Source organism: uncultured Shewanella sp., from assembly GCF_947491715.1.
Lineage (GTDB): Bacteria > Pseudomonadota > Gammaproteobacteria > Enterobacterales > Shewanellaceae > Shewanella.
Window position 1 is genome coordinate 494,847 of record NZ_CANLKR010000001.1, and the last position, 14,911, is coordinate 509,757.

A 14,911-nucleotide genomic window follows, 5' to 3' on the forward strand; every position below is an offset into this window, starting at 1 on the left:
CTATTTTTCCTTGTAATTATCATCAAAGCCATGGCACGGTGCTTTTGTGCAGCTTATGCTTCTTGCATTCCAATTGAGGATAAATCCACCAATAAAACCATTTATAAAGTCCATGGTGCCTAACTTGGTTACTGCGCCGCCGTAAGCAGCATTTCCAAAGGGGAGTGCATTCAATTCACCTGTTGAGGTAAAGCCTTTGGCGGCTAAATTATTACAGGTTATTGCGCCTAAACTGTGACAGACACCGAGTTTTTTGTAACCTTGACGAACAACATTGTAGCCCACGGCATCCATCAGTCCTTGATAGCCTAATAGTGTGTCATTCACATCCCAAATAATGCCAACAATACCTTTAATACCATCTTCTCGAGTGGTAAAGCCAAAAATATTGCAAGAATCTTGATCGCATCGAGCGCGAGTGCCCGTTAATTTGACTCCAATAAATGAGTTTACAGTTAAAAGGGCATTAAATTCTGTCAAAGACAGCCCCGCTTTATGGGCGAGTTTTTCAACGCCTTTGGCGGCATATTTTGTGGCAAAGGCATGTTGCAGGTTGCCTATAATCTCATCGGGTTGATCCATACCATAATACAGAGTCCTAACCACACGGCCTACATCAGGGTTAATATTGTCGATGGCAAGCAGCGCGATAGCCTCGGTGCTAAATTCAGGTGTACCATTAACTTGTGCCATCACATAAGTAATGATCCCCGCTTTGAAAGCGGCTCTTAAACTCCCTGATGCATAATAGGCGCGGTCAAAGGCAAAATGTGCCGATGCGAGAGTGCCAAAGACGGGAATGTAGGTCAGCGCCGTTTGAGTAAAATTCGCTAAGGTTGGATTTTTCTGAAAAACATATTTTTGAGAGTGTTCCCGTCCATCAATTTTACCTAAAAATTTATAAACTTTTTCAAAGAAGTTATATCCACTGGGATCGGTATAGCGTAATGGGTTATTGAGAACATAACTGAATCGGTTGTAATTTTGTAGGTTTTGAGGAGATTGAATACTGGGATCCGCTTGTAAAAATCGACTTAAAATAGGATCATATATTCGGCCACCCATTTGAATAATATTCAGTGTGGGGAGAGTTTCATGATCTGTGTATGCTTGAGCAATTGGTTTTGTAGCGTGAATAAGACTGTTATGTTCAATTTCCATTGCATGACCAAATGCAGTATAAAAATATTGCTTAGTGACTTGGCCCGATTGATTTGTGATGCTTAAATTTGAACCTTGATGATCCCCGTGTTGGTAGTGTACTTCTTCTTGTGTTGCTTGACTGGGGAATTGATCTCGTTCAATCACAATGTTATTAATGAAATACCGATGACGAGTGCGCTCTATGGTGTCATCAAGGATGAGCTGTTCTTTTTGATAAACTTGCCCAACATAATGAGTATTACGAATTGTTAAGTTTCCATCTCTGAAGCGTTTATCAATCCGGCTCATCACATTCTGATCAGGTGTGTAGTGATACAGGCTATTGCTCTCGCCTTGCTGGATCTTTTTGATTTTATTCACGCTATAATAACTGAACTCTCTCGTACCATCAGAGAGGATGTTACCATTATTATCATAGGTGAATTCTGAATAGTGCTGCCCCTCTACCAGGGCATTAACGAGACGGTTAGTACTGGTACTTTGTTGGTATTCATAATTGGCTAACGTCAACTGTGCATTTCCATTGAGTTCCCCTTTGCGTGTTTTGATGTTGCCAAAACCATCATATTGATATTGTTCAGAATACCCATGAGGTGATAAGTGACCTTTCCCGACACTGAGCTGACGATTTGTTAATCGATTTAAATTGTCATAAGTAAAAGATTCATTGAAGGCAAGGTTAAGGAGTCCTTGATGGTAGTAGCTATGTGAGCGGCTACCTAAATTGCCTTTTTGATCATATTCTCCATAGCTAAGTTGATGAATGTTCTGGTTACCATGCTTGACATTGACAGTATAAAGCCGGCCTGTTTTAGGGTTAAAACCTTTGACTTCTTGGGTGCCATTACCAAAGTGTTGCTCGGTGATATTGCCATAGGGATCGGTGGCAATAATTTTACGTAAGGCTCGACCTTTATTATCTTTTTGTAAATATAAATAATGTTGGGCATTATAGTAAAAATTAACATAGAAGAGCCCATGATTACTGGGATAGTATTGGCGACTTAATTGGCCTTTACTATTGTATTGATAGACTATGTTATAGTTTGTTCCATCGAGTACATAGTTTATTTTTTGAGTACGACCAAAGTCATCATAGTGGTATTGTTCGCTGTATTTTATTGGTTCTGTACTTGCGCAATTGATCGGTATAGTGTCGGCTTTGCTCCATTGTTTTAGACTACTGATTTTCCCCGCACTTTTATTATGGCTATTACCACTGTAGTACCAACAAGATAAGCTCTCATTATTTTCCTGTCGTATTTTTCTGCCTATTGCATCATAGCCTAACAGACTGACTTGATTTTCCCCGTCTGTTTGCGCAATGACTTCTTTAAAACCGTTGTAAGTATACGCCCATGAGCCTTTATCGGGATCTTGAGTCGTCAGTAGCTGCCCGTAATCATTAAAATGAGATAATATGACTTGTGTCTGATTGATATTGGCATGGTTTTTTGCTGTGAGAGTCACTTTATTTTGTTGATTAAAGGCATCGTAATAATAACGAATATATTGCCCTGCCACATTTTTAAGAGACACTAGCAAGCCGTCAGGGCTGTAGGTGTAATAGGATGCTTGCCCTTTTTCATCAATACGGGTGGTCGTAAGGCCATTAATTTTTGTCCATCGACTGACGGTACTTGATTCAGTCGGAATGGCTTTTTTATAGACTCTGCCTAGATTGTCATAAAATGTTTGCTGGTAATGTGACGATGCACTGGTAAATTGCGGCGTTGAAATATGTGTACGTAATCCTTGAGGGTTATAATACATGGACGTCACAACCCAACTGCCATTAAAGCTTTTTACCTTTTGTTCTCTTTCACGTCCAAAAGGATCGAGGTAACTGATTTTGGCTGGTTGATTACTGCTGGTTTGAGTTTCTGTTATGTAGTTTTTATCACAACCGGCACAATAGCTTCGGCTAATTTTAGTATAATTTCCATCGGCTAAACGTTGCTCAATACTGCGTCCGACTATATCGAAAAATGCTGTGGTAGCCAGTTTGTTAGGCCCTGTGCTCGTTTGGCTAACAATACGGCCTTGTGTGGCGATATGTCCTGAAGTGCCGTTGTAAAGAAAATGTTCCTTTTCACCCAATGAGTTCATTTTACTGGCAATATACTGACCTCTAGAATCATAAAACCAGTAATTGGCTCGCTTTTGGTAGTGAATATTATCGACCTTAGCATAGTCTTGCTGAGCTACTTTATTACCAAACTTATCGTAAAAAAAGGCAGAGGTTAATCCATTAACCCTTGATTCTCTGAGTAAACCATTGGGGTAATAACTGAGGTTTGTTTCCCTCGTTTGAGCACTGACTTGTCCATCATGGGTATTCTGGTAACGTATTTTTTTTACTTTAGTTGTATTAATGAGTGCGAATTTTTTTGCATCTAAAGCCTGACCGGAGGGTGAGGCAACTTGAGGGTGGCTATGAGTTAAAATTAATGCTTGAGGAGTGATCACATTATGAGCGGCATTTGAATAATGGTGAGTTGTGAGGCTTTCATGAATAAGTTGGCCTGTATTACTTTTTTTAAGTATTCGATTACTGAGAAGGTTATTCCAATTATCAAAACTGTTAAGGGTAAGGGTTTCAGCAACTTTTTGATGATGCGTGGGCGTCGTGCCGTTAGATGATAAATCAATGTGATAATGCGTTTCTTGTGTTTGCTGTGGATTGACTTGTATACCCCCCTGAGCACTGACGCTTCGAGTATAGCGGTGCTGAGTGTGTTTTAAGGTTAAATTTTGATAGCGTTGTTGTTGGTTTTTAATTTGGCCTGTTAGCGGGTGAAGTTGGTGGTATTGCGTTATGGAGGTGAGTTTTTGTTCGGGTTGGGTGCTTTGTATGGTTTCGAAACCTAAAAAGCCACGGCCTTTTTTATGGGCGAGTGGTCCACCGTATGTATATTGAGTGAGTGTGGCACTGTTTTTATTGGTTTGTTGAGCTGTTTCTGAAACCAAATACATACCTGCAATGGGTGTTAGAAAGTCTCGACCATCCTCTTGGCCTATGGGTTCATCGTCATAATCATAGTTGGCTTTAACGTCAGGTTTCTGGCTTGACTCGATATTGAGTAAAGGCAGCCCGCTGCCTAATGTGGCATAGGCAATGTCAGTTTTTATGCCTGTGCTGCTAGTGATCTGCGTTATGACATGCTCATTAATATTGGCACGAGTGGCTTTATGTAATTTCCAAGAATTTGTATTCCCAGAAGAATAAAGTAAATCAACTTTGGTGTCCCCATCAACATCAGCAAAACGGATTGATGTAATATCGGGATTAGTATCTGTCCCCGTAGTAAGTCTGCCACGTTTAACAAAATGTATATATTCAGAATGTGGGCTGGGTGAGGCTAAGTAAATATCATAATTTCTGTTAGCAGTAGCAGCTAACACATCGGTTCTTCCATCATTATTGAGATCAATAAATTGATGTCGATGATAAATACTGCTATTGGTTGCATTAATACCAGTTAAGGCTTTACGGAAAGTAAAACTGCCATCACCTTTTGATAAGCGATAATACCAAATTTGACGTAATTGATAAGTGACGTCAGTGAGTCCATCACCATTGAAGTCGGCGACACTGAGATTATTTAGACCTTTTTCTAAATGGGTGCCATTGGTTGCCGTGTAGGTTATTTTGTTGTTTTCAAAGGAAGCGATAAAAGCATAAGTATTATAGTCAGTACTGGCTTGGCTATTGTATTCCGCTGTAGGCGCGATAGGGCATGCGTAGCCTGTCACGAAAGGACCGCAGGGATCATTTGAAATGGTTTTTTTAACGGTCATGATGAGATCGGTTAATCCATCGGCATTAATGTCGACCATTGCCGTATTTTTGCCTAACTTACTCAATTGGCTATAGGTTTGATACAGAACCGCTCCTCCACTTTTAGAAGGGAAGTTGACGACAATACTTTTTGCTGAGGAAAAATGCCCCCCTAAGTTTTGGTAATAATATAGATTGGTGCCTGATTTAAACACAATATCTTGCAGGCCATCACCGTTAACATCGGCAATGAGTGTGTTGGCATATTCTGCGGAGGAAATACCTAATGAACGGTAAGTGAAATCATAATTGACACGGGTAGTGAAACAAATGTGTTCTGTACCGGGCTCTGTTTCGCAGATCCGCCTCTCTCCTGTGCTGGGATCGGAACTGATGGCATGCCAATGGCCATTTTCAATGGGGATCAAGAGCTCTTGTTTGCCATCACCGTCTATATCCATGACTTTGACATGTTCTTTTTTACCTAAACTGGCATTGCTAATCGCTTGAGTCTTGCTGCCTACTGTGCTGATATTTAAGGTGCGTTGAATAGGGTATTGGTTTAAATATTGTGTTGATAAGCGACTGGGAGCAAGGTTGGATTGGATTTTATTCACTTCCCAGTTACTGGTGTAGTAATGCCACTGATTATTTTTAGGAAATAACATATCGGCATATCCATCACCATTAAAATCGAGTATTTGCGTATTAAAGCGGCTATCGTCATGAATGTTGATATTGGCGCTACTTGTTTCAAAGGGGCTAAAGTTAGCTGTTCGATAATTAATGTGGCACCAGGTTTCAGCGCTAGCTTCTGCACCTGGCTCACAATAAGATACTGTTGCACAAGTGACGGCTCCGTTGGTGGCTGCGTTACATTTCTGATAAAGCGGGTTTATTGATTTATGAGTGGCATGCGCAAAGTCAAAGCTTGTTTTAGGTGAACATATTTGAAAGCTTTGATCGAAACATTCTTGAATCGCAGTGACATAACGTCGCTCTTCTGGAAGTTTGCCCAGTAACCAAGTGAATTTGTACGAGCGATAAGTGTCATTGTCTTGTTTGACTTGAATACTACTGAGTCTTTTGTCATGGGTTAAGCGACTACCATTTGTAAAGCTGACATGACTTTTATCGAGATTATTATAATGGAATAGAATACTGTTATAGGTGGGTTTACCTAAGAGGTGGTTTCCCCCATAAATAATTCGGGATAAGTAGTGACTGCCTTTGGCGATATTTTTATTGTAATCATAGCGAATATAATTGCCATGTTTGTCAATAATCGCTTTTAAGGACCACACTTGAGCAAGAGTACCTTCTGTATACCTACTGGGTTCAATATAAGCATCAGATGCATTGGTTAAGACGGGAGCTAAACCAAAGTAATGTGTTTCATTGGTTTTGGTTTTGAGCGTGAAATACTGTGGGTTTCGTTTATCAGGGTGGGCGGTGAAGGTGTTAAACGTATCAATTTCTGTATGGTATTGATTACTTGAATGTGTATTTAACAGCAGCCGTTGTCCATTGTAGCAATAAGCATCATTTTCATCGAAGTTGACACCGGATATCTTTCCATCAATTGCGATACTTTTAGCACATCGGTTAATGGCAGACAATCCAGCTAAATGCCAGCCGACGCCTAAAATACTCTCTCCACCTTGGCTATTGTATATCAAGCCTAAGTCAGGGCTTAAGCCTGCTGTTGCTGGAGGTAATGTCAGTGGCATAGTGTAATTGGCCGCACCTGCGTCGGTGACTTGGAATTGACCTTGATTAAACTGAATGATGTTGCCAGTGTTGGCATAGGTTTGAGAAGCTGAGGTGTTGATCAATTGACCCGAGTGTGAACCTAAATAGGTGACAGAAACACCATTATTGAGTGCGATAAGATCGTCGATATTATCGCCGTTGAGATCTTTTGTTGTGAGTGTAATGGATTGGGAAAAATCGATATTATTACGAGATGGACTGTAAACACTTAGCTTTGCTGTTTGAGTCAATCTTTTAATGATAAAGCTATCTTGGCTGCTACTTTCACTGCGAATAAGAAGATCTAAGTGGCCATCACCATCAAGCTCCGATATTTCAATTTTATATTCCGATGTGGGTGACAAAGACTGCCTGCTAAATTCGGTTTCATTCAAAATAATCAAAGCCCATTTATCGGTCGAACGATTGTAAGCGAGTCTGAAAATACCATTCTTGGGGGTGACATTGAGTGGGATTGAGATATCAGCAGCAATTAAGATGAATTGAGGTGGGATCCTTAAAAAGAGATCGCCTGTTTGATTTTGGTAAATATCATAGTTTAGGTCATCGACTTTTGTTGCTGAGAAACTGAATGTGGAATAGGAAATGAAAATGAGTAACATCATAAAATGAAATGTGACAGTCCTTATTGTGTGCATGAAAATCCCTTTCACCAATTTGCAACTAGTACTAAAGTCTAGTTCATTCGGTACAGATTGATGACTTAATTGAGAAAGTGGTAATCTTATTTGTCGGAATAACAATAAAAATAACAAGGAAAAGAGTGATATGAAGTCGTTACTTTCTCAAAATTGGATTTTTAAAAGGGTGATGAATCTGTACCCTCCCTATTTATTTACTGGGATCAGTATCAAAAAGCTCAGCAAAGATTTTCGGCAATTGACAGTGACTATGCCACTTCGTTGGTATAACCAAAATTATGTGGGAACCCATTTTGGGGGGAATTTATTTTCGATGACCGATCCTTGGTTTATGTTGATGCTTATTCAAGTTCTTGGTCGCGATTTTAAAGTGTGGGATCAGTCCGCTAATATTGAGTTTATTAAACCGGGTAAAGGCCGAGTGTCATGTGATTTTGTCATCGATGATGCATTATTGCAGAATATTTATCAGGCAACAGAAAAAGGCGATAAATATCTTCCAGAGCTTATTGTGTATATTAAAGATGAAGCTGGAGAGGTTATCGCTAAGATCACAAAAATTATTTATATCAGGCGTAAACAAGGTCGGTAATTACTGATTCATTTTGTCATCTTTATTGGTCAGGTGACATGTTTACTTACAAAATATTTATTTTGATTGCATTGTCATTAAATGCCACGAAGGAAGTCAATTTCAGGTATTTTCACTGCACTTCTTTGTTGAGTGAAGTAAAGAAATTGGCTTGTTCGATATTAAAAAAACTGGCATCTTCAAGTGGATTATAAAAATAAAATTAACTGATACAAGGATGAAACGTGTTAAAAGCTCATTTTATAAAAAGCCCCATATGGGCTCAATTATCACTATTCTATCTATTAATATTATCATTCTTGTTGTCTCCTTTATTGGCACAGGCAAGCGTTAATAATGACAGTGACTTTAATCCCATGGATGTCTTCAATCTAGAATATGCTAGTGATCTCGCGATAAGTCATGATGGCCTGTTAGTCTATTTTGTGCGTAATCGAATGGATATCAATACAGATAAACAAGTTAAGAACATTTGGTCAATACACACTCAAACCAAAGAAATGTTGCCCGTAACATCAGGTATTCATGCTGATTTCTCGCCCGTCTTGTCGCCGGATCAAGAAAAACTCGCCTTCATTTCAACTCGCTCGGGTCAACCCCAAATTTTTATAAAATGGCTGAAAACAGGGGCGATAGCCATGATAAGCCATTTAAATGAAATGCCGAGTCACTTAACTTGGTCGCCTGATAATCGTTTTATTGCTTTTAATATGTTTGTGGCAAAACAAGTTAATAGGCCAGTTAAAATTGCGGGTAAGCCAAAAGGCGCCACTTGGGCTGATGAGGCGGTAGTGATTGATGAGCTGATATATCGACAAGATGGCGCGGGTTATATTCAGCCTGGTTTCAAACATATTTTTATGATTGAAGCTCATGGTGGTAATGCGCAACAATTGACCTCTGAGGATTATGATCATTCAGGGGAGGTGAGTTGGGCACCTGATGGGCAGTCGATGTATTTTTCGGCTCAACGTTTTGATAATTTAGTGTTAGCACCTATTCGCAGTGAAGTTTATCGCTTAGTGTTGAGCTCAAGAGAAATAACGGCCATTACCGATCGAAACGGGCCGGATGTTCTTCCAAAGGTGTCGCCTAATGGACAATATTTAGCGTATTTAGGCTTTGATGATAACGGCATGAATTATCAAAATTCCAAGCTTTATGTGCGTTCGTTAAAAGAGGACAAGGTGCGTGTGCTGACGCAAGATCTTGACCGCAATATCGATGCAATTAAGTGGAATGCAAAAGGCACGGGTGTGTATATTCAATATGATGATAAAGGCAATACCAGTGTGAGCTTTCAGCCTTTATCGGCAAATCGAAAGCTTATCACCCAGCATATTGGTAATCATTTTTTAGGTCGTCCTTATTCTGGCGGTGATTTTGATGTGGCCCATGATGGCACTTTAGTGTTTACTCAATCAAACCCTCAAATGCCAGCCGAAATAGGCATGATTAAGCAAGGTAAACACGATGTACTGACTCAACTTAATCAAGATGCACTGGCAGGTAAAACCTTGGCCAAGCTTGATACTATTGAAGTGAAATCAAGCTATGATGATTTGCCTATTCAAGGCTGGGTGCTTTATCCGCCAAATTTTGATAAACGTCAACAATACCCACTGATCCTTGAAATCCATGGTGGGCCCACTGCGGCTTATGGGCCACATTTTTCGGCGGAGGGACAACTTTATGCGGCTGCGGGCTATGTGGTCTTGTATATGAACCCAAGGGGAAGTTCAAGTTATGGTGCTGAGTTTGCTCAAAAGATACATAATAACTATCCGAGTCAAGATTATGATGACTTAATGACAGGGGTAGATACATTAATCGCTAAGGGCTTTATTGATGATAAACGTCTTTTTGTCACTGGCGGCTCTGGCGGAGGTGTGCTAACCGCTTGGATTATTGGTCATACGACGCGTTTTTCTGCGGCTGTGGTGGCAAAACCTGTCATTAATTGGTTTAGTTTTGTGTTAACAGCCGATTTTTATCCTTTTTTTGCTCAATATTGGTTTGCAGATAAACCTTGGAATGATCCTGAAAGCTATATGAAACGTTCTCCCATTAGCTATGTGGATAAGATGGAAACTCCTACCATGCTATTGACTGGTGAAGAAGATCACCGAACGCCTATTACTGAATCAGAACAACTCTATCAGGGATTGAAATTGAAACAAGTCGATACCATGATGGTGCGTATTCCCAATGCCAGTCATAGTATTACTGCACGGCCCTCTCGTTTACTGACAAAAGTGGCTTATATTTTATGGTGGTTTGAACAATACGGTGGTACAAAAAAGCACGAAGGCGAAGATGACTAAAGAGCGATTGTTTAACGTCTCCAATACACATACAAGGAAGAAGAGAATGATAAGAAAAATCAATAAAGGCTGGTTATGCTTGTTACTCATGTTAGTGAGTAGCAGTTGGAGCGTTAATGTACTCGCGGGAAAAATAGACTCCGTGACTAATTTACTTTATACCGAAAAAGGGCTAGCGGGAAAGGCTGTATTTACCCAAGAAAGTGAATTTGATTACAGTGGCTTTATTGAAGTGGGCTGGAATAACCGTCGCTTGAAAATTAATGAATCGGTGACCTTAGATAAAAATGGTATGCCAATTAGGTTTCAAGCTCAGGGGCAATCCCCTTTTGGCTCTGCGATTAATGAGACTTTTAGCATTAAAAATCATCGGGCTAAATGGGAGAGCGCGAAAGATGTGGGGAGCATAGCAGTCAATGAGCCTCGTTTTTATATTCCTGCCGATAGCTCAATTGCAACGGATGCGGCATTTGTGAGGGCATTATTATCATCGCCTTCTAAAACCTTGGCATTATTGCCCAGTGGTCATGCGTCATTAACCATACTCAATGAACAAGAGATTGAGCATGATGGTAACAAAGCACGGGTGTATTTATACGCGCTCAGTGGATTGGACTTTACACCAGATTTTGCTTGGTATGACGATAAAGGCCGTTTATTTGCTCAAAATATGGGGGGATTTATGCGGGTGATCCGGCAAGGATTTAGTCTTGAAAACTTGAAAGTCTTGAGTGAGATCCAGCAAAATGAAGAAAAATCTTATCTTGAAAATATGGCTGATAAATTAAGTCATTCTTATTCCCAATTGCTTATTCAGGGCAGTAATATCGTTGACGTTGAGAGCGGCAAACTGATTGAGCAAACCGACGTGTTGCTGGAAGAGGGGAAAATCAAGAAAATCGCCAAACATATTCCACAAGAAAATAATATGCAAGTTGTTGATGGTAGTGGAAAAACATTATTGCCCGGCCTTTGGGACATGCATGGGCATTTATCAAAAGATGATGGATTACTTGATATCGCGGCTGGCGTCACGAGTGTGCGTGATATGGGCAGTAATCATGACAGTATTATGGAGATTGAAGCGTTATTTAACACTAATCAGATCATTGGGCCACACGTGTATCGTGCAGGTTTTATGGATCAAAAAAGTGAATATTCTGCCGGTTTATCGGTAGAAACATTAGAAGAAGCATTGAATACCGTCGATTGGTTTGCCGATAACGGTTATATTCAAATTAAGTTATACAGCTCTATTGATCCGACTTGGGTGAAACCTCTAGCAGAGCGGGCGCATAACAGAGGCTTGCGGGTGAGCGGTCATATTCCTGCGTTTATGACAGCCGAGCAGGCAGTCAAAGCTGGCTACGATGAAATTCAGCATATTAATATGATTTTTCTGAACTTCTTGGCAGGGACTCATGCTGATACTCGACAGCAGTTACGGTTTTCATTAATTGGTGAAAAAGCCGGCGCTATGGATTTAAACAGCCCTGAAATGAAAGATTTGATAAAGCTGTTGGCTGATAAGCGAGTGACTGTGGATCCCACTGTGTCGACTTTTAGAAGTTTATTAATCGCAGAAGATAGGCAAACCAACCCTGAGTACTTAGCCATTATAGATCATCTCCCTCCAGCAGCATCAAGACAGCTTAAAGGGGCTGCAATGAATGTGAAGGGCACAGCATTAGCTGAGTATAAAAAAAGTGCTGATGCATTAATCGACATGGTGAAAGTGCTTTATGATAATCAAGTGCCTATTGTGCCCGGCACTGATAATTTAACGGGCTTTACTTTACACAGAGAGCTTGAGCTTTATGAGCAAGCAGGTATCCCTGCCTTTGATATTTTAGCCATGGCCAGTATCAATTCCGCTAATTTAGTCGGAGCGGGTCATCTTTCTGGTTCAATCAAAGAAGGTAAGAATGCCGATGTCATTTTAGTTGAGGGCGATCCAACCAAAAATATGAGTGATCTTCGAAAAATATCGCTGGTGGTCAAAGGTAATCACTTTTATAAAACCGCTGATCTCTATCGCACTTTAGGAGTAAAACCTTTTACTCAACCTGCGATCGTAACAGGCGCTAAAGCGACGCAATTACATTAATGTTAGAGATAACAATAGCCTCATTTTTAGAGGCTATTGTTATTAAATGGGGAGAGGTTATACCGTTCTTTGTGTTAAATAAGGCATCTTAGTAATTTGTTCTAATAAATTAAGGGAAATAGTTGAAAGGGGAGTTGATGGTTCTTTTTTGCTAAAAAAACGACTCAATTTCCCAGAAAAGCTTTGACTTTCAACCTGTTTTTCAGCCCAAGTGAGTAAAGTCTCTAATTTCACCTTACTCTCGTTATTTGTTAGGCTTGTTAGAGGCATTCGTAAATGCTCACCTTCTTTTTTAAGTAACAATTGTAATATCGGTTCGTTATTATTTTTTATCGCCAAAGATAAAGATGTATTATTTTTTATATCTATATTTGTTAAGCTTATTGATGGCACCCGCTCGAGGATCAGTTTAGCAATCTCATTATTATTATTTTCAATAGCCAACATTAATACAGATTTTCTTTGGGAGTCGAGCTGTAGTAAGTCATCAGTAGATAACTTTGCTAAGATCAATTTTGCTATTTCTGTATTTCCCGAACTGATTGCCTTCATGAGAGCTGTTTCCCCGTGGATATTAGGCTTCGTTAAGCTCTCTTTTGGTAGCTTTTTAAGGATTAATGCCGCAATTTTGTGGTCTTGATTATTGATGGCTTTTATTAATACAGAGTCCATTTTTGAGTCTAGCTGCATTAATTGTTTACCTGATAATTTATTTATTATCATTTCGGCTATTTTGGAGTTTTTAGAGTCAACCGCTTTCATTAATGCACTTTCACCTTGTTTATCTTGCTTGATCAAGTCTTGAGCTGACATTTTATCGATCATTGTTTTAGCAAGATGATCTACTACATCTGCATTTTCATCTTCGCAAAGCACCATTAACGGTGTTTTATCAGTCGATGGGGTCGTTATATTGAGATTAATTTTGTTATGCTTAACGAGTGTATTAAACATTTCTTCTTTACCATCTTCAAAGCCTATATCTTTATTTTGTAGGATAATGTCTAGTGCTTTAAAGAGTGGATATGTACCATTTCCATCTGGCTTGTTTACATTGATTTTTGGGTGTGAGGCAATAATGTTAAATGCTCTTTCATCCGTATTGTCCCCATAGCTTAATAATTCTGTTAATGGTGTAAATCCCGCTTTATCGGGAGTATTTATTTTGGTATTTTTAGCAACAAGTTTAGTCAATATTTCGTAGGTATCGTTATTTCTGTTTTGACTATCTATGACTAAAGAAAGCAACTTAGGATCACTAGTATCAGTATTATGTTCTAGTATTAAATCTATTTTTTCTTTTAAAAGTGATGTTTCTTCATTGGTTAAAGCTTTTTCATTTCCAAAGTAGGTATTAAGAGCATAATAAATAGGACTATGACCTTTATTATTGGTCGCATTGATTGCTTTAGGATCTGCTTTAAGGAGGATTTTTAAATCATTGATGGATACATCTTGATCCAGTAATGCTTGGGTAAAGCCTGTTTGTATGTTGTTTAAATCAGTATTGTTTAATGATTCACGACCATTTTGAACTGAATTTAGATATTGCTCATCATGAACATCAAATGTCTGCATGATATTATTACTCGTGTTTCTATAGACGTGAATGCTTTCTGATCCAGATTTATATGGTGAGGGGTGATCCCATAGCTTATCCGTTCTTAATAGTATTTCATTACTAATATCGAAATTGTTTATTGAGTTGTTATATGTGTTAATTGATTGTTTGGTAAGAAATTTAGATGCATCTTGTTTCTGTAGTAACCTATTTTTATTTTCATTGTTAAAGACTTCAGTTGATTCTTTAAGGCAGGTTTGCATTTTTTTCTGGAGTTCTTGACCTTCTTGTGTTGTGGTCGGTTTAGCTGTTTTTGTAATTTTCACATCTTGGAAGCAAGAGTCTTTATACAATACAGGTGTTGGGTGTAGGCACCATGCATCAATAACAATTGCATCATCCATAGGTTTATTGGTTTTGGGATCCAACTCCCCAATGATGACAACTGAGTGGTCATTACTCCAAGCAGCCAAATGTACGGGCAAACTGTGCTCTTTAGCGGCTAATTTCGCAAAGAGTAAGCGGCCCACATCTCCACAAAATGATCCTTTAGAGAGTTTAGCTCTATAAACCGCTTGTTCAATTTCACCAAATTTATCATATTCATTTTGCTTTATTGTGCCCTTAGCAGAATCAAGAAAATAATGCATTCTTTTACCGGCAAGAGCATTGATATTCGATTCACCCTCAGTGAATTTAATATGGGCTCTTTGGTTGCCAATAAACTCGATTCCATCTTGATATTTAATGGATATAATGGCTTCTTTAGCTTTCATTAAATGCGACATTGTTTGCTCGGAAACATCCTGTAAAATGACATCATTACCTTTATGAGTTGAAACAAAATTTAATTCTCTTGAGGTTGTATTATTAATTGAGAAGTTTTTTATTGATTCAGGTACTAAATCTTGAAACTTAGGAGAATTAGGTAGTTGAGATAATGTTGGCATGAGGTTTTATTCCTATAT

At 39.1% G+C, this 14,911-nt stretch carries 5 protein-coding genes; 3 read left to right on the forward strand and 2 right to left on the reverse strand.

All coding sequences use genetic code 11. The features are described from left to right. A complete protein-coding gene (locus Q0779_RS02240) occupies positions 1-7,356 on the reverse strand; it encodes a toxin TcdB middle/N-terminal domain-containing protein (protein WP_298769041.1) in 7,356 nt (2,451 codons plus the stop codon). Between the two features lie 130 nt (positions 7,357-7,486). Between Q0779_RS02240 and Q0779_RS02245 the strand changes: the two genes are divergently transcribed. From Q0779_RS02245 to Q0779_RS02255, 3 genes are all read left to right on the forward strand, one after another. Continuing rightward, positions 7,487-7,951, forward strand: coding sequence for a DUF4442 domain-containing protein (locus Q0779_RS02245; protein WP_298769043.1), 465 nt, complete (start codon positions 7,487-7,489; stop codon positions 7,949-7,951). Positions 7,952-8,250: 299 nt separating this feature from the next. Continuing rightward, the gene (locus Q0779_RS02250; protein ID WP_298769261.1) at positions 8,251-10,275 is read left to right on the forward strand and encodes a S9 family peptidase; all 2,025 of its coding nucleotides are present in this window, start codon (positions 8,251-8,253) and stop codon (positions 10,273-10,275) included. 46 nt (positions 10,276-10,321) lie between these two features. Beyond that, entirely contained in the window at positions 10,322-12,382 is a 2,061-nt protein-coding gene (locus Q0779_RS02255) for an amidohydrolase family protein (RefSeq protein WP_298769045.1), read from the forward strand. A gap of 57 nt (positions 12,383-12,439) precedes the next feature. Here the strand turns inward: Q0779_RS02255 and Q0779_RS02260 are convergent, their stop codons facing one another. Beyond that, the gene (locus Q0779_RS02260; protein ID WP_298769047.1) at positions 12,440-14,893 is read right to left on the reverse strand and encodes an ankyrin repeat domain-containing protein; all 2,454 of its coding nucleotides are present in this window, start codon (positions 14,891-14,893) and stop codon (positions 12,440-12,442) included. Positions 14,894-14,911: the final 18 nt, after the last annotated feature.